21 protein-coding genes are annotated in these 25,610 nt (G+C 74.2%); 10 read left to right on the forward strand and 11 right to left on the reverse strand.

The annotated features are described in order from the left end of the window. Positions 1–90: 90 nt before the first annotated feature. From pdhA to ACFSHS_RS15105, 5 genes are all read left to right on the forward strand, one after another. Positions 91–1,242, forward strand: coding sequence for a pyruvate dehydrogenase (acetyl-transferring) E1 component subunit alpha (gene pdhA, locus ACFSHS_RS15085; RefSeq protein WP_376877694.1), 1,152 nt, complete (start codon positions 91–93; stop codon positions 1,240–1,242). Next, positions 1,242–2,222, forward strand: coding sequence for an alpha-ketoacid dehydrogenase subunit beta (locus ACFSHS_RS15090; RefSeq protein WP_376877697.1), 981 nt, complete (start codon positions 1,242–1,244; stop codon positions 2,220–2,222). Before pdhA ends, ACFSHS_RS15090 begins: the two co-directional genes overlap by 1 nt. Before the next feature lie 3 nt (positions 2,223–2,225). After that, positions 2,226–3,743, forward strand: coding sequence for a dihydrolipoamide acetyltransferase family protein (locus tag ACFSHS_RS15095; RefSeq protein ID WP_376877700.1), 1,518 nt, complete (start codon positions 2,226–2,228; stop codon positions 3,741–3,743). A 36-nt stretch (positions 3,744–3,779) separates the two neighbouring features. Then, positions 3,780–5,069, forward strand: coding sequence for an AGE family epimerase/isomerase (locus ACFSHS_RS15100; RefSeq protein ID WP_376877703.1), 1,290 nt, complete (start codon positions 3,780–3,782; stop codon positions 5,067–5,069). Between the two features lie 79 nt (positions 5,070–5,148). Then, positions 5,149–5,616 (forward strand): SRPBCC family protein, encoded by a 468-nt coding sequence (locus ACFSHS_RS15105; protein WP_376877706.1) that lies wholly within the window; start codon positions 5,149–5,151, stop codon positions 5,614–5,616. Between the two features lie 208 nt (positions 5,617–5,824). Here the strand turns inward: ACFSHS_RS15105 and ACFSHS_RS15110 are convergent, their stop codons facing one another. Genes ACFSHS_RS15110 through ACFSHS_RS15125 form a run of 4 tightly spaced genes read right to left on the reverse strand, consistent with a single transcriptional unit; the run spans position 5,825 to position 10,075 of the window. Next, entirely contained in the window at positions 5,825–6,085 is a 261-nt protein-coding gene (locus ACFSHS_RS15110; protein WP_376877709.1) for an HPr family phosphocarrier protein, read from the reverse strand. A gap of 46 nt (positions 6,086–6,131) precedes the next feature. Further along, the gene (locus ACFSHS_RS15115; protein ID WP_376877712.1) at positions 6,132–8,273 is read right to left on the reverse strand and encodes a PTS fructose transporter subunit IIABC; all 2,142 of its coding nucleotides are present in this window, start codon (positions 8,271–8,273) and stop codon (positions 6,132–6,134) included. Between the two features lie 18 nt (positions 8,274–8,291). Beyond that, a complete protein-coding gene (locus ACFSHS_RS15120; RefSeq protein WP_376877715.1) occupies positions 8,292–9,308 on the reverse strand; it encodes a 1-phosphofructokinase family hexose kinase in 1,017 nt (338 codons plus the stop codon). Next, positions 9,305–10,075, reverse strand: coding sequence for a DeoR/GlpR family DNA-binding transcription regulator (locus ACFSHS_RS15125; protein ID WP_376877718.1), 771 nt, complete (start codon positions 10,073–10,075; stop codon positions 9,305–9,307). Before ACFSHS_RS15125 ends, ACFSHS_RS15120 begins: the two co-directional genes overlap by 4 nt. Positions 10,076–10,264: 189 nt before the next feature. Between ACFSHS_RS15125 and ACFSHS_RS15130 the strand changes: the two genes are divergently transcribed. Then, a complete protein-coding gene (locus ACFSHS_RS15130; protein ID WP_376877721.1) occupies positions 10,265–11,962 on the forward strand; it encodes a phosphoenolpyruvate--protein phosphotransferase in 1,698 nt (565 codons plus the stop codon). 769 nt (positions 11,963–12,731) lie between these two features. Next, positions 12,732–14,792 carry a diguanylate cyclase domain-containing protein gene (locus tag ACFSHS_RS15135; protein WP_376877724.1) on the forward strand — a complete coding sequence of 687 codons (2,061 nt, stop codon included), beginning with the start codon at positions 12,732–12,734 and terminating at the stop codon, positions 14,790–14,792. Positions 14,793–14,834: 42 nt separating this feature from the next. Here the strand turns inward: ACFSHS_RS15135 and ACFSHS_RS15140 are convergent, their stop codons facing one another. Further along, on the reverse strand, positions 14,835–15,668 hold the full coding sequence (locus ACFSHS_RS15140; protein ID WP_376877727.1) for a tyrosine-protein phosphatase: 834 nt from the start codon (positions 15,666–15,668) through the stop codon (positions 14,835–14,837). 175 nt (positions 15,669–15,843) lie between these two features. On the opposite strand from ACFSHS_RS15140, the gene ACFSHS_RS15145 reads away from it, so the two are divergent. Both ACFSHS_RS15145 and ACFSHS_RS15150 read left to right on the forward strand, forming a co-directional pair. Further along, on the forward strand, positions 15,844–17,277 hold the full coding sequence (locus ACFSHS_RS15145; protein WP_376877730.1) for a hypothetical protein: 1,434 nt from the start codon (positions 15,844–15,846) through the stop codon (positions 17,275–17,277). Then, complete coding sequence (locus ACFSHS_RS15150) at positions 17,225–17,509, forward strand: hypothetical protein (RefSeq protein WP_376877733.1); 285 nt, start codon at positions 17,225–17,227, stop codon at positions 17,507–17,509. The genes ACFSHS_RS15145 and ACFSHS_RS15150 overlap by 53 nt, the downstream gene beginning before the upstream one ends. A 63-nt stretch (positions 17,510–17,572) precedes the next feature. Here the strand turns inward: ACFSHS_RS15150 and ACFSHS_RS15155 are convergent, their stop codons facing one another. From ACFSHS_RS15155 to ACFSHS_RS15165, 3 genes are all read right to left on the reverse strand, one after another. Continuing rightward, positions 17,573–18,442 (reverse strand): 3-methyladenine DNA glycosylase, encoded by an 870-nt coding sequence (locus ACFSHS_RS15155; RefSeq protein ID WP_376877736.1) that lies wholly within the window; start codon positions 18,440–18,442, stop codon positions 17,573–17,575. A gap of 241 nt (positions 18,443–18,683) precedes the next feature. Then, positions 18,684–20,573: a helix-turn-helix domain-containing protein gene (locus ACFSHS_RS15160; protein ID WP_376877998.1), complete on the reverse strand. Its 1,890-nt coding sequence runs from the start codon at positions 20,571–20,573 to the stop codon at positions 18,684–18,686. 65 nt (positions 20,574–20,638) lie between these two features. Then, positions 20,639–21,394, reverse strand: a complete 756-nt coding sequence (locus ACFSHS_RS15165) for a 3-hydroxybutyrate dehydrogenase (protein WP_376877739.1) — start codon at positions 21,392–21,394, stop codon at positions 20,639–20,641. A gap of 251 nt (positions 21,395–21,645) precedes the next feature. Here ACFSHS_RS15165 and ACFSHS_RS15170 point away from each other — a divergent pair, with 251 nt between their 5' ends. Continuing rightward, a complete protein-coding gene (locus ACFSHS_RS15170) occupies positions 21,646–23,013 on the forward strand; it encodes an MFS transporter (protein WP_376877742.1) in 1,368 nt (455 codons plus the stop codon). A gap of 69 nt (positions 23,014–23,082) precedes the next feature. Here the strand turns inward: ACFSHS_RS15170 and ACFSHS_RS15175 are convergent, their stop codons facing one another. From ACFSHS_RS15175 to ACFSHS_RS15185, 3 genes are all read right to left on the reverse strand, one after another. Continuing rightward, complete coding sequence (locus ACFSHS_RS15175; protein ID WP_376877745.1) at positions 23,083–23,268, reverse strand: hypothetical protein; 186 nt, start codon at positions 23,266–23,268, stop codon at positions 23,083–23,085. Beyond that, positions 23,265–23,525, reverse strand: coding sequence for a hypothetical protein (locus ACFSHS_RS15180; protein ID WP_376877748.1), 261 nt, complete (start codon positions 23,523–23,525; stop codon positions 23,265–23,267). The genes ACFSHS_RS15175 and ACFSHS_RS15180 overlap by 4 nt, the downstream gene beginning before the upstream one ends. Before the next feature lie 194 nt (positions 23,526–23,719). Continuing rightward, positions 23,720–25,564 (reverse strand): acyl-CoA dehydrogenase, encoded by a 1,845-nt coding sequence (locus tag ACFSHS_RS15185; RefSeq protein ID WP_376877751.1) that lies wholly within the window; start codon positions 25,562–25,564, stop codon positions 23,720–23,722. Positions 25,565–25,610: the final 46 nt, after the last annotated feature.

Genomic DNA, 25,610 nt, shown 5'->3' on the forward strand with positions numbered 1-25,610 from the left:
TGAGTGGCGCCACACCCCGGCGCCCGTGACACGTCCACGACCGCAGCCCCGGCGACCCCGGCAGCAGCGGCAGACGGCGAGGAGTACCCCGTGACCGCTGTGCGAGACGACATCGGACAGGCCACCGAGGTGGTCGATCCCGTACCCGGGGCGTCCTCCCCGCACCTGCCGCAGCAGCCCGATCTCGTCCAGCTGCTCACGCCGGAGGGCGAGCGGGTCCAGCACGACGAGTACGAGCTCGACATCTCCGACGACGAGCTGCGTGCCCTCTACCGCGATCTCGTGCTGGTCCGCCGCTGGGACGTCGAGGCCACCGCCCTGCAGCGCCAGGGCGAGCTGGGCATCTGGGCGTCCCTCCTCGGTCAGGAGGCCGCGCAGGTGGGCGCCGGGCGGGCGCTGCAGGACGGCGACATGGCCTTCCCCACCTACCGGGAGCACGGGGTCGCCTGGGCTCGTGGCGTCGACCCGCTGCACGTCATCAGCCTGTTCCGCGGCGTGGACAACGGCGGCTGGGACCCGGCCGCGCACGGCTTCAACCTGTACACGATCGTCATCGGCGCCCAGTGCCTGCACGCGACCGGCTACGCCATGGGCGTGCAGCGGGACGGTGTCGAGACGGCGGTCCTGGCCTTCCTCGGCGACGGCGCCACCAGCCAGGGCGAGGTCAACGAGTCGATGATCTTCGCCGCGAGCTTCTCCGCTCCCGTCGTCTTCTTCTGCCAGAACAACCAGTACGCGATCAGCGTGCCGCTCGAGCGCCAGACGCGGATCCCGCTCTACCAGCGCGCCGCCGGCTTCGGCTTCCCCGGCGTCCGCGTCGACGGCAACGACGTCCTCGCCGTCCTCGCCGTCACCCGGGCCGCGCTCGCCGCCGCGCGGGAGGGCCAGGGGCCCACGTTCATCGAGGCGTTCACCTACCGGATGGGCGCCCACACCACCTCCGACGACCCCACCCGGTACCGGCTGGCCAGCGAGCTGGAGGAGTGGAAGCTGCGCGACCCGATCGCCCGCCTCAAGGCCTACCTCTCCCGGAGCGGCATCGCCGATCCCGCGTTCTTCGACGGGGTCGAGCGCGAGGCCGACGAGCTCGCCGCCCGCATCCGCCAGGGCACCGTGGAGATGCCCGACCCGGAGCCCACCGCCATGTTCGACGCCGTGTACGCCGAGCAGACCCCCCAACTGGCCGCGCAGCGCGCCGAGTTCGAGGCCTACCACGCGTCGTTCGAGGGGGGCGAGCACTGATGAGCACGCAGACCCTCACCATCGGCAAGGCGCTCAACCTCGGCCTCCGGAGGGCGATGGAGGACGACGCGAAGGTCGTGCTCATGGGGGAGGACATCGGCCGGCTCGGCGGGGTCTTCCGGATCACCGACGGCCTGCAGAAGGACTTCGGCGAGGACCGCGTCGTCGACACCCCGCTCGCCGAGGCCGGCATCCTGGGCACCGCCGTCGGGCTGGCCATGCGCGGCTACCGCCCGGTCTGCGAGATCCAGTTCGACGGGTTCGTCTTCCCCGCGTTCAACCAGATCGTCACCCAGGTCGCCAAGATCCACGCCCGCTCGAAGGGCAAGGTGGCGATGCCCGTCGTCATCCGGATCCCCATGGGCGGCGGCATCGGGGCGGTGGAGCACCACAGCGAGAGCCCGGAGGCCTACTTCGCGCACACGGCCGGCCTCAAGGTCGTCGCCGTCAGCAATCCGGTCGACGCCTACTGGGGCATCCAGCAGGCCATCGCCCACCCCGACCCGATCGTCTTCCTGGAGCCGAAGCGGCGGTACTGGGAGAAGGCGGAGGTCGACACCGACGCGACGCCCGGGCCGCTGTTCCGCTCCCGGGTCGTCCGCGGCGGGGACGACGTCACCGTCCTCGCCTACGGGCCGATGGTGAAGACCGCCCTGCAGGCGGCCGAGGCCGCGGCGGAGGAGGGTCGCTCGCTGGAGGTGATCGACCTGCGCACGGTGTCCCCGCTGGATCTCGAGCCGGTGTACGACTCCGTCCGCCGGACCGGGCGCTGCGTCGTCGTCCACGAGGCCCCGGTCACGCTGGGCCTCGGCGCCGAGATCGCCGCGCGCGTGACCGAGACCTGCTTCCACTCCCTCGAGGCGCCGGTACTGCGCGTCGGCGGCTACGACACCCCGTACCCGCCGTCGAAGCTGGAGGAGGAGTACCTGCCCGACCTGGACCGGGTGCTCGACGCCGTCGACCGCGCGATGGAGTTCTGAGCGATGACGCAGACGACGTCGACCCTCCGCCAGTTCCGCCTCCCCGACGTCGGTGAGGGGCTGACCGAGGGCGAGATCCTGCAGTGGCTGGTCGCCGTGGGCGACACGGTCACCGTCAACCAGCCCCTCTGCGAGGTCGAGACGGCGAAGGCCGCCGTCGAGCTGCCCTCGCCCTGGGCCGGCACGGTGACCGAGCTGCTGTTCGAGGCCGGCTCGATGGTCGACGTCGGGACGCCGATCATCACCATCGACACCGGCGGGGGCAGCGGGGGCACCGCCGCCGCCCCGGAGCCCGCGGCCGACGCCGAGCCGGCGGCCGGGCTGATCGGCGGGCCCGCTCCCGGCGGGCGCACCTCGGTGCTGGTCGGCTACGGTCCGCGCAGCACCGAGGCCCGTCGCCGCCCGCGACGGAGCGGGCACGCCGTCGCCGCGCGCGCGACGGCCCCGGCGCAGGTGCCACCGGAGGACGACCACGGCTCCGGCGGCAGCGGTCGCCCGCCGCTGCTGGCCACCGCGCCGGACGCGGGGTCCAAGCCGGTCCGGCACGGCGGGCTGGAGGTGGGGCGGCAGGCCGAGGCGCACGCCCTCCGCGAGGACGCGGTGACCGCGTCCGGCGCCGAACCCGGCCGTGGTCGGCTGCGCCCGCTGGCGAAGCCGCCGGTGCGCAAGTACGCCAAGGACCTCGGCATCGACCTGGCCACGGTCTCCGGCAGCGGCCCGGGCGGTGTCATCACCCGGGCCGACGTCGACGCCGCCGCCGGCCGGGCGGACACCGCCACGGTCGTCGAGGGCACCGTCGGCACCGAGGGTCCCGGTGCGGCCGGACGGGAGCAGCGGATCCCGATCAAGGGCGTCCGCAAGCACACGGCGGCGGCCATGGTCGCCAGCGCGTTCACCGCGCCGCACGTGACGGAGTTCCTCACCGTCGACGTCACGCGCACCATGAAGCTGCGCCGCCGGCTGGCCGGGCGACCGGAACTGGCCGGTGTCCGGGTCAGCCCGCTGCTCCTGGTCGCGAAGGCGCTGCTCCTGGCCGTGCGCCGGCATCCGATGGTGAACAGCTCGTGGGACGAGGCGGCGCAGGAGATCGTCGTCAAGGACTACGTGAACCTCGGCATCGCGGCCGCGACGCCGCGCGGGCTCGTCGTCCCGAACATCAAGGACGCCGGCCGGCTCTCGCTGCCGGAGCTCGCGGCGGCGCTAACCGAGCTGACGGCCACCGCCCGCGAGGGGAGGACGGCACCGGCGGACATGACCGGCGGAACGATCACCATCACCAACGTCGGCGTCTTCGGCGTGGACACCGGGACCCCGATCCTCAACCCGGGGGAGTCGGCGATCCTCGCCTTCGGTGCCGTCCGCCAGATGCCGTGGGTGCACAAGCGCAGGGTCGTGCCCCGGCAGGTGACCCAGTTGGCGCTCTCGTTCGACCACCGGATCATCGACGGCGAGCTGGGCTCGCGTTTCCTGGCCGACATCGGTGCGCTGCTGGAGGATCCGGGCGCGGCACTGGCGTTCTGACCGTGCCGTTCGGGTGCAGGATGCGCTCATGGAGCGGTGTCGGGCTCGGTCGTGCTCACGGTGGCCACGGGGATCGTCGCGTCGACCGGACCGGGCACCGGGGGCCGCGCCGTGCGGCGGGGTGGCCCGGTGGGCGCCGTGACCGACCTCGACGGGCTGCTGGACTTCGCGGCGCGCTCGTGGCTGCCCGCCGGCGGCTTCGGCTATCTCGGCGCCGATGGCCGGCTGCTGGCGGACCGGCCGATGCAGACCTGGATCGTCGCCCGGATGACGCACGTGTTCGGGCTGGCGCACCTGATCGGCCGGCCGGGAGCGGACGAACTGTCCCGTCACGGCGTCGAGGCGCTGACCGGGGGAGCCCTGCACGACGCCGCGCACGGGGGCTGGTTCGCCGGCACCGACGACCCCACCAAGGCCGCGTACGTGCACGCCTTCGTCCTCCTGGCCGGGTCGACGGCCACCGCGGCCGGGATCGACGGCGGCCCGGCGCTGCTCGACGACGCGCTGCAGGTCTGGCAGACCAGGTTCTGGGACGACGACGCCGGCCTCGCGGTGGAGGAGTGGGACCCGGAGTGGACGCGGCTGAACCCCTACCGGGGGGTCAACGCGAACATGCACGGCGTCGAGGCCTCCCTGGCAGCCGCGGACGCACTGGCCGCGACCGACCCGGGGACGGCCGACCGGCTCCGGGCCCAGGCGCTGCGCAGCACCGAGCGGGTGCTGCACGGCTGGGCACGCGAGCGGGAATGGCGGCTGCCGGAGCACTTCACGCCCGACTGGGTGCCTCTGCCCGAGTACAACCGGGACCGCCCCGCCGACCCGTTCCGCCCGTACGGCGTCACCATCGGGCACCAGTTCGAGTGGGCCCGGCTGGCGGTGCACCTGCGTGCCGCCCTCTCCGGCGAGAGCGGCCACCGTGCCCCCGCATGGCTGCTCGACGACGCGCGGGGTCTGTTCGACGCCGCCGCCTCCCGGGGGTGGGCGCCCGACGGGCACGACGGCTTCCCGTACACCCTCGACTGGAACGACCGCCCGGTCGTGGGGGCCCGCATGCACTGGGTGCTGTGCGAGGCGGTCGCCGCCGCATCCGTGCTCGCCGAGGTCACCGGCGAACCGCGGTACCGCGAGCTGGCCCGCCGGTGGCGGGAGCACGGCGAGCAGCGGTTCGCCGATCCGGACACCGGCAGCTGGCACCACGAGCTCACCTCCACCGGCGACGTCAGCACCGGCACCTGGGCGGGCCAGCCCGACGCCTACCACCTGGCGCAGATGCTGCTGCTGGCCGGCCGGCCGGTGCGGGGCAGCGTCGCCGCCGCGCTGCGCTGACCGGCTCCGGCCACGTGTCGCGCCGGCAGGACACGGGTAGGCGGTCCACGACCGACCACCCGAGCAGAGGAGCGCAACAGTGGCCAGCGTGCAGGAAGCGATCGACGTCGACGTCCCGATCCGCGTCGCCTACGACCAGTGGACGCAGTTCGAGTCGTTCCCCCAGTTCATGGGCGGCGTCGAGCGGATCACGCAGCTCGACGACAGGCACACCCACTGGGTCACCAACATCGACGGCGTGAAGCGCGAGTTCGACGCGGAGATCACCGAGCAGCACCCCGAGGAGCGCATCGCCTGGACGAGCACCAGCGGCGAGGCCAAGCACGCCGGGGTGGTCACCTTCCACCGCCTCGACGACACCAAGACCCGCGTCATGATCCAGATCGACTGGGAGCCGGAGGGGCTGGTCGAGAAGGCCGGCGCCGCGCTGGGCTTCGACGACCGCCAGGTCAAGGCGGACGCGAAGCGCTTCAAGGAGTTCATCGAGAGCCGGGGCACCGAGACCGGCGCCTGGCGCGGCGACGTCCCGCGGCCCGACCAGCAGTAAGAGGATCCCGTCCTCACCCTTCGCGAGCTCAGGGCGGGGCCCGGGGCGGGGCCGTGCGAGGAGGCCGCTCCATTCGGCACCACGGCCCGGCACCACGGCGCCCGCCCCCTCGGACGAGGGAGCGGGCGCCGTCGCGCGACCACCATGCACGGACCGCGACGAGCTGGGGGCCCGCGCGAAGGGTGGTTCTCCTCCTACTGGGCGGCTCCTATTCGGCGTCGAGGTCCTGGGCGACCAGGCCGGCGATCTGGTCGAGCACGGCCTGGTCGTCGCTGCTGACCACGACCTCCGTGCCCTGCTTCGCGCCGAGGGTCATGATCATCAACGGCGATCCGGCGTCGACCGGGGCGCCTCCCGGCGTCGCCAGCGTGACCGGGATCCCGGCCTTGCCGACGGCCTCGGCGATGAGCGCGGCCGGCCGGGCGTGCAGCCCGACCCGGGAGCCGACGGTGACGGTCTGACTGGGCATGGATCCTCTTCCTCGCTGCTGCGGGCGGTGGGGGTGAGCTTGCCGGTCAGACGGCTGTGGCGCGCGCCGGAACGGTCGCCGGGGAGTGCGCGTGCTCCAGGTCGACGGCGTCCTCGGGGGCGTCCTCGGCGTCGTTGCGGCCGATGCTCTTCGCGACGGTGACCGCGAGGGCGCCGACGATCGTGCCTGCGATGAGCGCGACGACGAACATCAGGATCCCCGTCATCGCGAAGAGCACGAAGATGCCCCCGTGCGGAGCTCGCAGCTGCACCCCGGACGCCGCCACGATGGCGCCGGTGGTCGCCCCGCCGAGCATCATCGACGGGATGACCCGCAGCGGATCGGCGGCGGCGAACGGGATGGCGCCCTCGGAGATGAACGAGGCCCCGAGCAGCCAGGCAGCCTTTCCGTTGTCCCGCTCGGCCGGCGTGTACAGCTTGGGACGCAGCGCCGTGCTCAGCGCCATCGCCAGCGGCGGCACCATGCCCGCGGCCATGACCGTGGCCATGATGACGAGCGACCCCCGACTGGCGTCGGCGGTGAGGCCGGTGGTGGCGAAGACGTAGGCCGCCTTGTTGACCGGGCCACCCAGGTCGAAGCACATCATCAGGCCGAGGATGATGCCGAGCAGGAGCGCCGAGGTGCCGGTCAGTCCGTTGAGCCAGTTCCCGAGGCCGGTGAGGGCCGCGGCCAGCGGGCGGCCGAGAAGGACGGCCATGATCCCGCTGGAGATGAGCGTCGCCAGGAGTGGGATGATCACGACGGGCTGCAGGCCGCGGACGCCGGCGGGCAGCTTCCAGCGGCTGATCCACAGCGCCGCCAAGCCGGCGATGATGCCGCCGATCAGGCCGCCGATGAAGCCGGCGCCGACGACGCCGGAGACCGCGCCGACGACGAAGCCGGGGACGATGCCCGGCCGGTCGGCGATCGCGAAGGCGATGTAGCCGGCCAGCGCCGGGACGAGGAAGCCGAAGGCGGCGGCACCGATGGTGAAGCAGATAGCCCCGAGGTAGCCGAGGAAGCCGTCGTTGAGACCCTCGACGCCGGAGGCCGCCGGCAGGTTGAAGAACGAGTTGTTCAGCACCCAGTTGGTGGCGTAGCTCAGGCCGGCGTCCGACGCCGGGTCGCCGGACTTGATCTGGTAGCCGCCGAAGAGGAAGCCCAGTGCGATGAGCAGACCACCCGCCGCGACGAACGGGATCATGTAGCTGACGCCGGTGAGCAGCCAACGGCGGATCTCCGTGGCGGTGCGCGGCCGCTCGCCGGTCGAGGGAGCGGGGGCATCACCGGCGGCACCGGCCGTCCCTGGCACGCGCCGGGCGTTCGGGTCGTCCGCGGCGGCCAGCGCCTCGCGCACCATGACGTCGGGCTCGTTGATGGCCCGCTTCGTGCCGGACTGGACCAGCGGCTTGCCGGCGAACCGGCCCTGGTCCCGGACACCCACGTCGACGGCGAAGATCACCGCGTCGGCGGCGCGGATGACGGCCGGGTCGAGCGGGGTGGACCCCGAGGAGCCCTGGGTCTCGACGTGGACGTCCACGCCGGCGCCCTTGCCGGCGGCGACGAGTTTGTCGGCGGCCATGTACGTGTGCGCGATGCCGGTCGGGCAGGCGCTGACGACGACGATGCTCTTGCGCGCTCCGGGGGACTCCGCCGCCGGGGCCGCCGACGAGGCGGCCGGCACAGCGGCCGAGGCGCCGGCGGGAGCGGCGGCCGGCGCGGCCGCGGGTTCGGGTGCGGGGGAGACCACCTCGTCCACGAGACGGACGATCTCCTCGGCGGAGGACGCCGACCGCAGGGCGGCGACGAACTCCGGCCGGACGAGTGCCCGGGCCAGGGCGGTGAGCAGCGTCAGGTGGTCGGCGTCGCCGTGCGCCGGCGCGGCGATCAGGAAGGCCAGATCCGCCGGGCCGTCGGGCGCGCCGAAGTCCACCCTGGGGGACAGCCGGGCGAAGGCCAGGGACGCCTCGGTCACCGCCGCGGAGCGGCAGTGCGGGATGGCGATCCCGCCCGGCAGCCCCGTCGCCGCCTGCGCCTCACGGGCGAGGACGTCGGCGTGCAGCGCGTCGGCGTCGGTGGCCCGGCCGGCGGCGGCGACCAGTTCGGCCAGCCGGCGCACGACCGACGCCTTGTCGGCACCGAGATCGGCGTCGAGCGCGACCAGGTCGGTGGTGATCAGTGCGGGCATGGGATGTCTCCCCGGGGGTCAGCGGACGACCCGGCCGGCGGCCGGGTCCGGAGGTGAGCTGAGTGGTGCGCTGCCGGGCATGCCGGCGGTGACCCGTACTGCTGGACCGTCCACCTGGGCCGGGGTGGGAACGGCGGATCCGGGGAGCGACGCACTGGCCGCTCCGTAGGCGACCGCGGTGCGCAGGCGCTCGGCCGGCTGCGCACCGGCCAGGTCGGCGAGCAGGTACCCCGCCAGGCTGCAGTCGCCCGCGCCCACGGTGCTGCGCACCGTGATCCGCGGCGGACGGGCCGACCACAGACCCCCGTCGGCGGTGGAGAGCACCGCGCCGTCGCCCCCCAGGGTGAGCAGCACCTCGGCCACCCCGCGCTCGTGCAGCGTGCCGACGGCCGACAGCGCGACGTCGGGGTCGCCCAGCACGTCGGCCTCGGAGACCCCGGCGAGCGAGGCGAGCTCCTCGGCGTTGGGCTTGAGCAGGTCGGGGGCTCCCGAGGCACCGGCGGCCAGCAGCGCCCGCAGCGGCTCCTCGGAGGTGTCGACGGCGATCTTCGCGCCCGTGTCCCGGAGGACGGCGACGAGCTCGGCGTACCAGCCGGCCGGCGTACCGGGCGGCAGCGACCCGGACAGCACGACCCAGCGCGAGCCGGAGGCGTGCAGCCGCAGCGCCTGCGCCAGCGCCGCGCGGGTGTCGGCGTCCAGCGGGACGCCGGGCTCGTTGAGCTTGGTCGTCGTCCCGTCGGGGGCGGCGAGGGTGTAGTTGGTCCGCACCGGAGCGGAGACCGGGACCGTCACCAGCGGCAGCCCGCGCTCGGTCAGCGCGGTCACGATCGGGTCGTGCTCCGCGGCGGGCAGCACCGGGACCGCGTCGCCTCCGGCGGCGGCGATGGCCCGGGCCACGTTGACCCCCTTGCCGCCGGGCTCGGTCGCCGCGCCCAGCAGGCGCACGACGGCGCCCTCCAGGAGCGGGCCGGGGAGGGAGAGGGTGCGATCCAGGCTGGGGTTGGCGGTGAGCGTGACCACCCGTCGGCCGCTCACGCCAGGACGACCTCGACGCCGGCCTTCTCCAGCTCGGCCACGACCCCGGGCTCGGCGCCGTCGTCGGTCACCAGGACGTCGACGTCCTCGATCTCGGCGTAGCGGACCAGGTGCTCCCGCCCCAGCTTGCTGCTGTCGGCCAGGACGACGACCCGCTGGCCGGCTCGCACCATGGCGCGCTTGACCGCGGCCTCGGCGTCGTCCGGCGTGGTGAGGCCGTGCCCGGGCGTGATGCCGTTGGCACCCACGAACGCGACGTCGACCCGCAGATCGGCCAGGGCCCGCACCGTCGTCTCGCCGACCGCGCACTGCGTGGTGCCGCGGACGCGCCCGCCCAGGACGTGCAGGGTGACGCCGGGGGTCATCGACAGTCGCGACGCGATCGGGACCGAGGAGGTGACCGCGAGCAGCCGCCGGTCGGCGGGGAGCAGTTCGGCGAGGGCGGCCGTCGTCGTCCCGCCGTCCAGGACGATGCTGCCGTCGGCGCCGGGGAGGAGCGCCAGGGCCGCCGCGGCGATCGCTCTCTTCTGTTCCTTGCGCAGCCGGTGACGTTCGCCGAGGCCGGGCTCGACGAGAGTGAGCGCCCCGGCGGGGACCGCGCCGCCGTGCACCCGGCGGAGCATGCCCGCCCGCTCGAGCACGGCGAGGTCGCGCCGGACGGTCTCGGTCGTGACGCCGTACTCCTCGGCCAGCGCGGTGACGGCCAGCCGGCCGCGGTCGGCCACCATCGCGGCGATCGCCTGCTGGCGCTCCTCGGGATAGAGCACGCTGTCCTCCGGGCTGAGTGGGCCGCCATGTCCGCTGGGTGAGGGCGCCATGTCCGACTGTGTGGCTTTGTGCTTGCGTCTGTGTTGTTTTACGTCTGTTCCGTTGACAAGTCAACAGCTATTCGTGACGCTGGTCACCGGACGAAGGCGTCCCCGCCGATCTCTCCTTCCGCCCGCAGCGAGGTCCCCATGTCGAGCACCGTCTCCCCGCCCGCGACCGCCACGACCGTCGTCCTCACGGGCACGCCGGTGGTGCCCGGGGCCGCAGTCGGTCCCGTCGTCCGCCCGATGGGCGCCGTCCGGGTCCCGTCCGACACCGGCGCCGCGGTGCCCGAGGGGGAGCGCGAGGCGGAGAAGGCGCGGTTCCGGGCGGCGGCCCACCTCGTCGCGGAACGGCTGACCGCGCGGGCGGCCGCGGCAACGGGCGTGAGCGCCGAGGTGCTCAGCACCACCGCCGGCATCGCACGCGACCGCGCCCTGCAGACCACGGCGGAGCAGCGCATCGACGAGGGGCGGCCCGCGGAGGTCGCGGCCGTGCAGGCCGCCCAGCAGTTCATGGACATGTTCAGTGCCCTCGGGGGCCTGATGGCCGAGCGCGTCCCCGACGTCCGGGACGTGCGCGACCGCATCGTCGCGGAGCTGACCGGTCAGGGAGAGCCCGGGGTTCCCGCGCCCGAGGTGCCCTCGGTCTTGCTGGCCGACGACCTGGCGCCGGCCGACACCGCCGGCCTCGACCCGGCGCGGATCCTCGGTCTGGCCACCAGGCTGGGCGGCACGACCAGCCACACGGCGATCATCGCCCGCCAGCTCGGTCTGCCGTGCGTCGTCGGCGTGGGCGGGCTCGACGACGTGCCCGTGGGGGCGACAGTGCTGATCGACGGCGAGCAGGGGACCGTGACGGTGAACCCGGCGCCCGAGCAGGCCCGCTCGCGGGTGGAGGACGCCCGGCTGGCCGCCGAGGCGCTGGCCGGCTACGAGGGTCCAGGTCGCACCCGCGACGGCCACGTCGTCCAGGTGCTGGCGAACGTCCAGGACGGCGCTGGCGCCCGGGCGGCCGTCGCCGCCCACGCGGAAGGGGTGGGCCTCTTCCGCACCGAGCTGGCCTTCCTCGGCCGGGCCCAGGAGCCCAGCGTCGAGGAGCAGGCGGCCGGCTACGCCGAGGTCCTGGCAGCCTTCCCGGGCCGCAAGGTCGTCGTCCGCACGCTGGACGCGGGGTCGGACAAGCCCCTCGCCTTCGCCACGCCCCCCGACGAGGCGAACCCCGCGCTCGGCGTCCGGGGCCTGCGCGTGGCCCGCCGCGACCCGGGACTGCTCGAGCGCCAGCTCGATGCCATCGCGGAGGCAGCCGCCCGCACCGGCTCGACGCCCTGGGTGATGGCTCCCATGGTGGCGACGGTCCCTGAGGCGGCCGGCTTCGCCGCCGCCGTCCGGTCCCGCGGACTCGTGCCCGGGGTCATGATCGAGGTGCCGTCGGCCGCGCTCCACGCGGAGCGGTTGCTGGCGCACGTCGACTTCCTGTCGATCGGCACCAACGACCTGTCCCAGTACGCCCTGGCCGCCGACCGGCTGTCGGCCGACCTCGCCGAGCTGACCGACCCGTGGCAGCCCGCGCTGCTGGAGCTCGTCGCGCTCACCGCCGCAGCGGGCCGGCGCACGGGCAAGCCGGTGGGGGTGTGCGGTGAGGCGGCCGCAGATCCGATGCTCGGGTGCGTGCTGGTGGGCCTGGGCATCAGCTCGCTCTCCTGCGCCACGTCCGCGGTCGCCCGGGTGGGTGCCCGGCTGGCCACCGTCGACCTGGCCACCTGCGAGCGGGCCGCCGAGGCGGCCCTCGCCACGGACGACCCGCACGCGGCCCGTGCGGCGGCCCGCGCCGTGCTGGAGGGGTGACGGTTCTCACTCTGTGGAGTGAGGGAACGTCGGCCAAGCTTCAATTCCACCTGCGATTCGTCGGAATAGACTGACGTTCGCCTGCTTTGCTAAGGGTGCAGGCGATCTACTCCGATGAAAGGCACAGAGATGAGCAGCGTGACCTCCCGGTGGCGGCAGCGTCGACAGGCAGCGCGTACCCGGCGGGCACTGAACCAGGCCCTCGCTCGCACGAGCAGCCCGGCGATGCGCGACGAGCTCCTCACCCTCGCGAACAGCCGCTGAGGCGGCTCCGGCCCGGAGCCACTGAGGCGGCTCGGCCGTGAGCCCCTGACGCGCGGTGCCGCACTCGCGGCACCCACCCAGCGACCCCGACCTCCGGCAGGAGGCCGGGGTCGTCTGCTCTGGGCGGTCGTCCGCTGTCCGGCGTCCCTCCTCCGCCGCTGAGAGTGGCTGCAGACTGCTGTCATGCTGTCGCTGTGAGTGCACGTCTGGATCTCGCGCCGGGCCCCTGCCCGGCGCCGGCGACGTGCCGCGGCCTGAGCTACCCCCCGGCGCCGGGCCGTCGGTCCGGGGGAGGGGCCAGACGCTCCACCCGGACCGGGGTGCGCGCGCCGTCACGTCGGCGCAAGGGTCCGTCCCCCCAAGGGGTCAACGGGCTCAGGTCCGGCCCCGGGCCTGCCGTTTTCCTGGTCGTGCACCTCGTGGGTTCGTCGACCGCCGGCGGCTCGGCCGCCGGTCCGCGGCCCTGCCCGTCGCCCCCGGCGTCCCCCCGGCCCGGGGTGACGCGATGAGCGCCGCGGGAGAGGCGCGCGAGACCTCGGGGGCGACGACCGGCGTGCTGCTGCGGTATGTGCGCTCGATCGCCGGTGACGAAGCGGTCGAGCGGGTGCTCGAGCGCTCCGGCGTCCCGTACACCGCGGAGCAGCTCGACGACCAGTCCCGGTGGTGGAGCTACGACACCCGCATCCGGCTGTTCGCCGCCGCCACCGACGTGCTCGGGGACCCCGACCTGATGTTCAAGGTGGGCGTCGCGGCGCTGCACAGCGGGCTGGCCAACTCGATGGTGATCCTGCTGCGCGCGATGGGCACGCCGCGACAGGTCTTCCGGCAGCTGCCGCGCGCCGTGGTCAAGTTCAGCACCACCTCGACGATGGAGATCCTGGACGCCACCGCCACGTCGGCGTCCATCCGGTACACGTTGCACCCCGGCTACCAGCACTCCCGGCTCGACTGCATCTACGCCCAGGGGCTGATCAGCACCGTCCCGACGATCTTCGGCCTGCCCGCCGCCCGGGTGGAGCACGAGGAGTGCGAGTCCGACGGCCACCTGGCGTGCATCTACCACCTCACCTGGGACCGCCGCACCCGCCTGCCCCGGCGTCGGGGGAGCGAGCGGTCGGCCGACGTGGAGCTGCGTGCACTGCGCGGGCAGCTGCGCAGCCTCCAGTCGGCGGGCACCGACCTGGTCGCCAGTGACGACCTGGACACCGCCCTGCACCGGATCATCACGCGCGCCGCCGAGGCGGTCCTGGCCCCCGCGTACCTCCTCGCCGTCGCCGCTCCCCAGGACGGCGATCCCCTCGTGCACAGCTCGGGCGTGCCGCAGGATGAGGTGCCGGAGCTGGCCGCGACCCTGCTGGCCGGCGGTGATCTGGCGCAGAACGCCGTCGTGGTGGACGTCGCGTCCGCGCGCCGGTTCCACGGCCGCCTGGCCGCCCTCTACGGCTCCGACTACGGCGCCATGGGCGACGAGGAGTCCATGCTCACCGCCTACGCGGGGCACGCGGCCGCGGCGCTGGACCTGCTGTTCGCCCTCGACGGGGCGCGGCGGGAGGCCGCCCGGGCCGGTGCCCTCCTGGAGCTGGCCCACCAGCTCGCCGCCGCGACGGACGCCGCGTCGGTGAGCGACGTGGTGGCCGATGCGCTCCCGCGGATCGTCGGCTGCACGCGATCGAGCCTCCTGCTCTGGGACCCGGGCGTGGGCGTCCTGCGCGCCGCCTCCGCCGCGGGCATGTCGGAGGAGCAGCACCAGTTCTTCGCCGGGGCGCAGCTGTACCCGGAGGACGTTCCGGAGCTGGTCGGCATGCTCACCGACCGGACGCCGAGGATCCTCGACGTCTCCACCAGCAGCCCGGTCCTGCGGGGGCTGCTCCAGGCGATCGGCAGTTCAGACGTGGTGGCGGTGCCCCTGCTCGCGGGCGCCAGCTTCCTCGGCGTGGCGACGGTGGGCTGGGAGGCCGGTCGGGCGCCCTCGTCGCTCAGCGGTGACGTCCTCGTCCGCCTGCGCGGCGTGGGTGACCAGGCCTCGACGGCCCTGCAGAAGGCCCGGCTGCTGGAGCGGGTGCGCCACCAGGCCACGCACGACGCGCTGACCGGGCTGCCCAACCGGATGCTCTTCCTCGACCGGCTGGAGGCCGCCCTGCCGGACGCCGCGCCCGGGGCGCTGCTCGGCGTCCTCTTCAGCGACCTCGACCGGTTCAAGGAGGTCAACGACACCCTCGGGCACGCCGCCGGCGACGAGCTGCTGCGCCAGGTGGCCGCACGGCTGCGCGCCGCCGTGCGCCCCGGGGACACGGTGGGGCGACTCAGCGGCGACGAGTTCGCCATCATCCTGCCCGGCCTGGTCGACGCGGACGACGCGCACCGGCTGGCGGAGCGGGTCTCGGCCTGCTTCACCGAGCCCTTCCGGCTGGAGGGCACCGACGTGCCCGTCGGCACGAGCGTCGGGGTCGCGGTGCACGGCGGGGCCTCCGAGGTGCGGACCGCGGAGGAGTTGCTGCGGGCCGCCGACGCGGCGATGTACCGGCACAAGGAGCGCGTGCGCCGCGGAGCCGGCACCGCCCGCTGAGCCGGCCCGGTTCGAACGCTTCCCCCGAGCTCGCGGGCGGCTTCAGTCCCGCAGGCGTGCGCGCAGGGCGGCCTGCTCGTCGGGACCGAAGCCGTGCGCGGTCAGCCAGCCCGCGGGGCCCCCGTGCCGCTCGTCGAGCAGGGCCAGCACCCGCTCCATGGTCTCCGCCCGGGGGGTGTGGCTGGCGACGTCCCGGGAGACCATGTCCTCGGCGTAGGTCGGGGAGGCCGCCAGCTTGGCGACCAGCGCCTCGATGACGTCGGCGGTCATCGCGTAGTCGGCCACGATCTCCTCGTGCGGCACCTCGGCGACCGCCAGGGCCAGGGCGCAGACCACGCCGGTGCGGTCCTTCCCCGCGGCACAGTGCACCACCGAGGCCCCGGGCCCGGCGTGCGAGATCGCCCGCAGTGCGGCCACGACGTTGTCGCCCCGCTGGCCGAGGTAGCCCAGGTAGGAACGGACCGCCGGCGGCTCGGACTCGTCGTGCGCCGCGACCTGGCGGGGGAGCAGCGACTCGGCCCAGTCGGCGGGCAGGTCCAGCTCCGGGTCGTCCTCCTCGACGGCGAAGACGTCGGTGTGGTGCCCGCGCTCCGGCAGCAGGCTGAAGTGCCGGTGCGCGACCTGCGGGACGTGGCGCAGCGGCCCGCGCCCCTCGAGCAGGATCTCGGCCGTGGTGCGCAGGTCGACGACCTGGCGCAGACCGATCTCCTCGACCAGCCGGCGGACGTCGTCCGCGCTGAGCGTCTGCAGGTTGTCGCTGCGCAGGACCCGGCCGGGCAGGGTGCGGCCGCCGTCGGCCGTGGGCAGGCCACCCAGGTCCCGGGTGTTGGTCGTGCCGTCGAGCCGTACCCAGCGGCCGGTGCGGATGGAGGTCACCCGACGACGGTACGGCGTGCCGCGAACCGGCCGCCGCCGGCCGCGTTCCCCGGCACCTCCCCGCGACGGCGTCTGAGGCGTCGCGGGGGCCGGACCGACGTCCACCCGGTCCCTGTATCCCCACGGCCGGAGGGCCCTCTGACAGGGCGAGGGCTGTGCGCACTCAGGGGGCGCCATGACCACGACCCCGGACACCGCACCGGGCAGCCGGCTGCGCCGCGCGCTCCGCACCGACGCCGTCCAGGTGCCGTCGACCATGCTGGGGACGGTCCTCGCCCTTGCGGGGTTCGCCGGGACGACGGCCTGGAGCGATGCTCCCGCCGTCGTGGCCGTCGGGCTCAGCATCGCCGGCGCGGCCCTCGTCGGCCTGGGCGCGTCCCGGCCCGGACCTCCCGCCGATACGGGAGCCGGCTCCCCGGCCGCTTCGCCGGCACGTGGGACGGCCGCGGACCAGCAGGCGGCGGAGAAGGCGCTGGAGCCGTCGGCTCGCTGGAGGGGTCTGCTCTTCCTCGTCATCGGCCTCGTGACCGGTGCCATCGCAGCGGGGGACATGCTCGCGGCGGACGATCTCGCCGATCGCGTGGCGGCAGCCCTGCGGCTCCTGGCCGCCGCGGCCGCCTGCTGGGCAGGCTGGCTGCTGCTCAGGCCGCCCACCTCGCGATGGGCCGGCACCGGTGGCGGTGTGGCGTCGCTGTTCATCGTGGGGGACTACTGGCGACTGGCCTTCCCCGACCGGTGGATCGACTGGCGCCCGTCGGTGGCGTTCGTCGTGACCAGCGTGGTGCTGCTCGCCGTGGTCGTCGCGCTGGTGGTGTCCTGGGCGTGCGACCCGTGGGTGAACCCACTGCCCCGGCAGAAGTGGCTCGCGCGGCAGATCGAGGTCGGGCTGGCGGTCCTCGCGCTGGTCGGCACCCTGCTCGCCGCAGTGCTCCAGATCGGCGGCGGCTGGTACACGACCACGCACAACCCCGCGCAGACGCACCCCAACCTGACGATCACGGTCGACTTCGGGGAGGCCACGGAGCTGCCCGACCTCACCGTCGTGCCGGTGCGGATCGGGATCCGCAACGGCGGGCAGATGCCGCTGGACCTCCTCATGACGCAGTACACCGTCGTCGGGTTCGACCTCCGCGCGGGCGGATCCACCGATCGGCCCTTCCGGCCCTGGGAGCCGCTGGTGGGCATGGACGGCCACGAGTTCGTCGAGTCCCAGTCACGGACCGCGGACCAGGTCTGCCCGACGGTGCTCCAGTACGGGCGGGTCACCGAGACCAGGACGAACCTCGGGCCCGGCGAGGAGAAGTCCAGCCGCGTGCTGGTGTCGCTTGTCCGGGGGCACGGCGGCCCCTGCGGTCCACGACGGGATCCGGGTCCAGGTGCACGCCGCGGCCGCGCTCGAGGGCGACTTCCGCCTCGTCGACGAGGACCCCCGATTCTGGACCCCGCTGGAGACGTCGGGACGCTGGACCGTCCGTCCCCCCGGGATGTGGGGGATGCAGGAGGGCGACGTCTATGCCGCCTGGCGGATCCAGCGCTCGACCCTCCGGTCCACCCTCGTGTCCGCCCCGCGGGAACTCCGCATCGGCTGGACGATCGCCGATCGGGGTGAGCAGGGCGGGGTGTGCTTCGGAGGTCTCCCCGAGCCGGAGCCCTACGTGCTCTTCGCGTACGCGGCCGACAACAGGTGGGCCCGGGCGGCGAACGACGAGCTCGAGAGCAAGTACGACCCCTTCTACGTGCTCAGCGCCGCCGAGCGCCTGCTCGTGGAGGCCGGGGCCACCGGGGAGCCGGGCCCGCAGGATCCACCGGTCACCGGCGCCGCCCCCTCGTCCCCCCGCTGACGCCCGGACCGCGGGGAGCGGGCTCCGTCCCTGCCACCGCGCCCTCGGCCGACGGTCGCGTCGTCAGGCCACCAACGCGTCGCAGACGTCCAGGAGGCGCTGCCGGAGGACGGCGCCGCGCTCGGCGAACCCGCGCTGCGCCGCCACGTACTCCGCCTTCCCCTCGGGCGTCTCGATCACCACCGGCTCGTAGCCGTGCTGGCGCAGGTCGTAGGGCGAGGCCCGCATGTCGAGCTCGCGGATCTCGACGGCCAGCTCGAAGCAGTCGGCGACGAGCTCACCGGGGGTTGCCGGACCGAGCTTGTAGGCCCACTTGTACAGGTCCATCCCCGCGTGCAGGCAGCCGGGCTGCTCGAGGTCGGGCTGGGTCTCGCGGGTCGGCTGGAGGCGGTTGCGGCCCACGGCGGACGGCGTGAAGAACCGGAAGGCGTCGAAGTGGGTGCAGCGGATCGTGTGCGCCTCGACGACGGCGTCGGTGCCCGCCCGGCCGAGCCGGAGCGGCACCGGGTGCCGGGTCCCGGTGTCCCGGTAGACCATGGCCCACTCGTGCAGGCCGAAGCAGCCGGTGGACGCCGGCCGGGACGCGGTGGCGGCCAGCAGCCCGCGGACGAAGCGGACGGTGTCGCCCCGGTCGGCCACGAAGGCCGTGGTGTCGAGGCGCACGGTGCCGCCGCCGGCCGTATACCAGCGCCAGGCGGCGTGCGGGGCGGGACCGGCGAGCGCCACGCCCGGCCCGGGATGCCAGCGGCGCAGCCGGCCCGGTGTCTCCGAGTAGTACGTGAAGAGGAAGTCCAGGACGGGGTGCTGCTCCCCTCGACGACGTCGCTCCCGGTGTGGGGCCGTCCAGCGGTCGATCCTCGCCTCGTGCGCGGCCGTCCGTGCCCTCCACTCCTGGGCCGGCAGGACCGACGGCGGGGTGAGGACCGGGTTCACCCGCCCAGCGTAGGAGCCGCCGCGATGACCTTCGGCCATGCCCGCGCGGTCGGCGCTGCGTAGCGTTCGACCATGGCAGGCGAACCCGTGCGATGCCTGATCGGCATGCACTCCTGCATCCGTGAGCAACCCCCCCGGACGAGCGTCTGCAGGGCCCGGGGGGTGAGGTGTGCCGGCTGTGCGGCCAGCGCCGCGACGCGCCCGGCATCCCGCTCGGTCTCCTGGGCGGCTGAACGCCCCGTCAGTCGGGGACGGCGCCGGTGAGGCGGTGCAGGCGCAGGGCGAGCTGGACCTCCAGCGCCCGCTCCGGGGACGACCATCCCCTGCCGAGCAGCCGGCCGACCCGGTCCAGCCGCTGGGTGACGGTGTTGACGTGCACCCGCAGCGCCTCCGCGGCCCGCGCCGGTGAGCTGCCGGCCTCGAAGAACGCCTGCAGCGTGCCCACCAGGTCGGTGCTCCGCCTGGCGTCGTAGGCGAGCACCGGCGCGAGCGTGGCGTCCACGAAGCCGCGCACGTCGCGCCCGTCGCCCACCAGCAGGCCGAAGAAGCCCAGCTCGTCGGCGCTCGCCGATCCGCCTGCCCGGCCCAGTGCCACCAGGGTGGCCGCGCAGCGGGCCGCCTCGGCGTGCGCCGCGGCCATCGCCCCGGGTCCGCGCGCCGGGCCGGCACCGCCGACGGTGACCGGCCCGGCGCCCGCCCCGGCCAGCTCGCGGCGCACCGTGCTCGCCGCCGCGCCCGGCGCGACGTCGGGCAGGCAGAGGACGACGCAGCCGTCGTGCACCCCGGCCAGGCCGCCGCGCGTCGCCGCCAGGTGGGTCGCCGCCGCCAGCGCCCGCGGGCGGCCGCGCTCCTCGGTCCGGGCCACCACGACCGCGTGCGGCCGGTCCAGGTCGGCGCCCAGCCGCTTCGCCCGCTCCCGCAACCCGTCGGGATCGCGGACGGGGGAGCCGAGCAGTTCCTCGAGCAGCTCGCCGCGCACCCGGTTCTCCGCCTCGCCCGCCGTGCGGCGGATCAACAGCAGCAGCGCGGTGACCAGCGCGGCGCGCTCGAGGATGCGCTGGTCGGAGTCGGACAGCTCGTCCGCGCGGTGCAGCACCAGCCCGCCCAGCAGCTCGCTGTCGACGGTGACCGCAGCGGTCCACCAGCTGCCGTCCCGCACGGTCCGGCCGGTGGACCGGGCGAGGGTGAGGGCGCCGGCCGGGTCCGGGGGCAGGCCACCGGTCGACGGGGCGTCGGCGGGCGTGACCCTGCCCTCCTCGTCGAGGACCGTGATGCTGCCGCCCAGGGCCTCGGTGACCGCGGCGGCGACGTCCTCCACCCCACCGCCCCGCAGGACCAGGTCGATGAACCGGTCGTGGGCCCCGGCCGCTCGCTCGACCGACGCCGTGTGGGCGCGCAGCTCGCGGCTGGCGGCCGAGAGCTCGTCCAGTGCGGCCCGCGTCTCCTCCAGGAGCCGGGCGTTGTCGAGGGCGATCGCCGCGTGCGCCGCCAGCGAGCCGAGCAGCGACACCTCGGAGCGGTCGAAGGTCCGCTCGGTGCGGTCGGCGGCGAAGAGCACGCCGATCACCTGGGACCCGCGGATCAGCGGGACGCCGAGGATGGCGACGAGCCCCTCGTCGTGCACGCCGTCGTTGATCTCGCTCGTGTGCCGGAACCGGGCGTCGTCGAAGTAGCTGGACGTCGCGTACGGCGCGGCCGTCTGGGCCACCAGCCCGCCGAGCCCGGCGCCCATCGGCAGCCGCAGGGCCTGGAAGCGGGCGGAGACGGACCCGTCGGTGACCCGCATGCAGGTGTCGCCCGCGGCGGGGTCGTTGAGCGTCAGGTAGGAGACGTCGGTGCCCAGCAGCTGCCGGGCCCGCCGCACGATCGCGGTGAGCACGGAGTCCACGCCCCGCAGGGCCGCGAGGTCGTTGGCCGTGTCGAACAGGGCCGACAGCTCGGACTCACGCCGGCGGCGGGCGGCGAACGCCTCGCGCACCTCCAGGGCCAGCAGCTTCACGCGCTCCAGCTCGGCGAGCTCGTCGCCCTCCGCACCGGCCGCCCTGGCGCGGACCACCGGCCGCTCGTACTCGATCGCGGCTGCGTCGCCGAGGAGCAGCTCGAAGTACTCGATGGCCGACACGGCCAGCATTGTCGCCGGTCCCCTGCCGGGTTCCGCCGCGAGCACGCGAGCGGTGGGGGGCAGGGGATCCCTCATCAGTGCGCGCTCCACCCGCCGTCCATCACCAGCGAGGTGCCGGTGACCGAGGCCGCGGACGGGGAGCACAGCCACGCCACGGCGTCGGCCACCTCGGCGGGCTCGATCAGCCGCTTGACCGCTGCCGGCGCGAGCATCACCTGCTCGACCACCTGGTCCTCGGAGAGCCCGTGGGCCCTCGCCTGGTCGGCGATCTGCCCCTCCACGAGGGGCGTGCGCACGTAGGCGGGGTTCACGCAGTTCGAGGTGACCCCGTGCGGGGCGCCCTCGAGCGCGATCACCTTCGACAGCCCCTCCAGGCCGTGCTTGGCCGTGACGTAGGCGGATTTGTAGGCCGATGCCCGCAGGCCGTGGATGGAGCTGATGTTGACCACCCGGCCCCAGCCGCGCTCGTACATGTGCGGCAGCGCTCCCCGGGCCAGCCGGAACGGCGCCTCCAGCATCAGGCGGAGGATGTAGGAGAACCGGTCGACGGGGAACTCGTGCAGCGGGGCCACGTGCTGCAGCCCGGCGTTGTTGACCAGGATGTCGACGGCGAGGTCCAGGCCGTCCACGGCCTCGAGGTCGGAGAGGTCGACGGCGAGCGCCGTCCCGCCCACCTCGGTGGCCGCGGCCTTCGCCGCCTCTGCGTCGCGGTCCACGACGACGACGTCGGCGCCGGCCTCGGCGAGACGGACCGCGCAGGCGCGGCCGATGCCCGACGCCCCGCCGGTGATGAGCGCGCGCCGTCCGACGAGGGAACCGTTGACCGCCATGGTGGCGACGGTAGGCCCTCGCTGCGACGCGCCCCACAGGTGGTGAGCACACAGCGCGCGGCGTGACGATGGGGTGCGGCCACACCGGTCGGAACGGTCGTGCGGGGGACGCCGCGCCGTGGCACCGCGCTGGGCATGGGCGCAGCACACATGTCTGGGGTCACGTTGGGAGCGTCGCCACACATGGCCGAGGTGTGACCGGCGCCCTAGCGTCGTCCCGACAGGCACCACCCCTCGACGAGGAGACATCCATGTCCGCACCCGCGCAGCCCCGAGCCGGCTTCGGCCGCGTCGTCGGCGCCAGCGTCATCGGCACCACGGTCGAGTGGTACGACTTCTTCCTCTACGGCTCGGCCGCCGCGCTGGTCTTCCCGGCGCTGTTCTTCCCCGAGCAGTCGGCGTTCGCCGGCACCCTGCTGTCCTTCGGCACCTACGCCGTCGGCTTCTTCGCCCGCCCCGTCGGGGCCCTGGTCTTCGGCCACTTCGGCGACCGGATCGGCCGCAAGAAGCTGCTGGTCATCTCACTGCTGCTCATGGGTGGCGCGACCTTCGCCATCGGTCTCCTGCCGACGTTCGGGACCGTCGGGGTCCTGGCCCCGGTCCTGCTCGTCACCCTGCGGCTCATCCAGGGCTTCGCCCTCGGTGGCGAGTGGGGCGGCGCCGTGCTGCTGGTCTCCGAGCACGGCAAGCCCGAGAACCGCGGCTTCTGGTCGTCGTGGCCCCAGGCCGGTGCGCCCGCCGGGAACCTGCTCGCGACGGGTGTCCTCGCCCTGCTGGCCGCCTTCCAGTCGGACGAGGCGTTCCAGAGCTGGGGGTGGCGCATCCCGTTCCTGCTGTCGGCCGTGCTGATCCTCGTGGGCCTGTTCGTCCGGCTCGCGGTCAGCGAGTCGCCGGTGTTCCTCGAGGCGCAGCGGGTCGCCGCCGAGAAGGCGGCCCAGACCGGCGTGGCCGAGAAGGCCCCGATCCTCACGATCCTGAGCCACTACAAGCGCGAGGTGCTGGTGGCCATGGGCGCCCGCATCGCCGAGAACGTCTCCTTCTACCTGCTCACCGCCTTCGCCCTCTCCTACCTGATCAACGCGCAGGGGGCGGAGTCCTCGTTCACGCTGAACGCCCTGGTCATCGCGTCGGCCGTGCACCTGGTGACCATCCCGCTGTGGGGCGCGCTGTCGGACCGCATCGGGCGCCGCCCGGTCTACCTCTTCGGCGCCGTCGGCATCGGGGTGTGGGCGTTCGTGCTGTTCGCCCTGTTGGACGCCGACAACTTCTGGATCAGCGTCTTCGCCATCACGGTGGGCCTGCTGTTCCACGGCGCCATGTACGGGCCGCAGGCGGCCTTCTTCGCCGAGCTGTTCGGCACGAAGTCCCGCTACACCGGGGTCGGCATCGGGTCGCAGCTGGCCTCCCTGGTCGCCGGCGCTCCCGCTCCGCTGATCGCGCTGGCGCTGCTCGGCAGCTTCGAGGACCCCAACCCGACGCGGGTGTCGCTCTACCTGCTCGCCTGCGCCGTCGTGACGGTGATCGCGGTGATCGCCTACGGCGAGACGCGCACCCGCGACCTCGCGGCCGACCACGCCGTCGTCCCGAAGACGGAGGGCCGGCCCGCCGAGCGGGTCTGAGGAAGACCCCTCTGCCGAGGGCCGTCGCACGGGCCCCCGCGACCACCGTCGCGGGGGCCCGTCGCGTCCTCAGTCCGGCTCGTTGCCCGGACGCATCACCGAGTCCTCGCGCTGCGCCTCGTCGTCGGTGGTGAGCGTCGTGGCGTCCTCGTCGGCCGGTGCCCCGGCGTCCTGGGCCGGCTCCTGGGACTCGGCCACGGGTCCGTCGGTGGTGTCCGGCGACTCCCGGTAGCCGGTCCGGTCGGGCTCGTTCATGCGTCCCTCCCGCCCGAGCGGGAGGTCACGCCGGAAACCTCGCCCGTCGCCGCCGCGCCCCGGGCACGGGCCACGTCGCTGTCGGCCCCGGCGGGCAGGTCGTCGCCGTTCGCGGCATCCCGGTCGAGGGCCTCGTCGCGGGTGAGGGGGACCTCGTCGAAGCTGGAGCCGGTGGCGCCGCTGTCGCTGTTGTCGCCGCTGCCCGAGGCGGTGGGGATGTCCTGCTGGATCCGGTCGCTGCCCGGTGGATCGGTCATGACGGTGCTCCTGTCTGCGGTGGTCGACCACAGGCATGCCCGCCGTCCGCTCCCGGAAACGGCCGGCGGCCGCCGTGGTGACGTGCTCGAGCGGCCCTTCTGCAGGGCCCCGCCGCGAGCCGGCGAGCGGTGCCGGAAGGACCCCGTCCTGCTCACCCCACGCACGCTCGGGCGGAGCCTCGGGACGGGGCCGGTCAGAACGCGGCCTCGTCGACCTCCATGAGGGAGTTGTCGGTGTTCTCGACGATCACCCGGTCCGACGACAGGCGCGGCAGCACCTGGGTGGCGAAGAATCGGGTGGCGGCGAGCTTGCCCTCGTAGAAGGAGCGGTCCTTCTCGCTGACCTCGCCGGCCAAGGCGGCGAGGGCGACCTCCGACTGCCGGACGAGCAGCCAGCCGGTGATCAGGTCGCCCGCCGCCAGCAGCAGGCGGCTGGTGTTCTGCGCGACCTTGTACAGCGAGGTCATGTCCTCCTGGGCGGCGGTCAGGTGGCCGAACATCGCGGTGAGCATGCCCTGGACGTCGGCGAGGGCGGAGGCCAGGAGCGCCCGCTCCTCCTTGAGCCGGCCGTTGCCTGCCTCGGCGTCGATCGTGGCCTGGATCTGGCCGGCCAGCCAGGTCAGCGCGACACCGCCGTCCTTGACGATCTTCCGGAAGAAGAAGTCCTGGCCCTGGATCGCCGTCGTGCCCTCGTACAGGGTGTCGATCTTGGAGTCGCGGATGTACTGCTCGATCGGATAATCCTGCAGGTAGCCCGAGCCGCCGAGCGTCTGCAGCGACTCTGCGGTGAGCAGCTGGGTGGCCCGCTCCGAGCCGAAGCCCTTCACGATCGGCAGCAGCAGGTCGTTGACCCGCTCGGCGAGCTTCGCCTCCTCGCTGTCGCCGGCACCGGCGGCCTCGGCCTCGGTCACCTGGTCCCGGAAGCTCGCGGCGTAGAGGTAGAGCGCGCGCATGCCCTCCGCGTACGACTTCTGCAACATCAGCGAGCGGCGGACGTCGGGGTGGTGGCTGATGGTCACCCGCGGGGCGTCCTTGCTCGTGGCGGTGAGGTCGGCGCCCTGCACGCGGGTCTTCGCGTAGCCGAGCGCGACCTGGTAGCCGGCCGAGAGCGTGGCGATCGCCTTGGCGCCCACGAACATGCGGGCGTGCTCGATCACCTTGAACATCTGCGCGATGCCGTCGTGCACGTCGCCGACCAGCCAGCCCTTCGCCGGGACGGGCCCGTCGCCGAAGGTCACCTCGCAGGTCGTGGAGACCTTGAGGCCCATCTTCTTCTCGACGTTGGTGACGTGGACGCCGTTGCGCTCGCCGAGCGCACCGGTCGCGAGGTCCACGTGGAACTTGGGGACGACGAACAGCGACAGCCCCTTGGTGCCCGGCTTCGCGCCCTCGGGGCGGGCGAGGACGAGGTGGACGATGTTGTCGCTGAGGTCGTGCTCGGCCGAGGTGATGAAGCGCTTGACGCCCTGGATGTGCCAGGAGCCGTCGGCCTGCTGCACGGCCTTCGTGGTGCCGGCGCCGACGTCGGATCCGGCGTCCGGCTCGGTGAGCACCATCGTGGCGCCCCACTTGTGCTCGATCATGAGCTCGGCCATGCGCTTCTGGTCGGCGGTGCCAAGCTCGTGCAGGACGGCGGCGAACGCGGCCCAGGAGCCGTACATGAAGACGGCGGGGTTGGCGCCCAGCACCATCTCGAAGGCGGCCCAGGTCAGCGCGTGCGGGGCGCCGAAGCCGCCGAGCTCCTCGGGTAGGTCGAGGCGGAACCACTCGCCGGCCTCGAGCGCCCGCACCGACTTCTTGAACGAGTCGGGGAGCGTCACCGAGTGCGTGGCCGGGTCGAACACGGGCGGGTTGCGGTCGGCGTCCGCGAACGACGCCGCGACGGGGCCCTCGGCGAGCTTGCGGATCTCGGCGAGGACCCCGCGGGCGGTCTCGGCGTCCATCTGCTCGAAGGGCCCGGTGCCGAAGCGGTCCTTGGTGTCGAGGAACTCGAAGAGGTTGAACTCCAGGTCCCGCAGATTGGCGGTGTAGTGGCTCATGTGCGCTCGGCTCCCGTGCTCCGTGCGGTGGACGGCGATGTCCTAC

The sequence above is a fragment of the Blastococcus deserti genome, from assembly GCF_042682525.1.
Taxonomy (GTDB): Bacteria; Actinomycetota; Actinomycetes; order Mycobacteriales; family Geodermatophilaceae; genus Blastococcus_B; species Blastococcus_B deserti.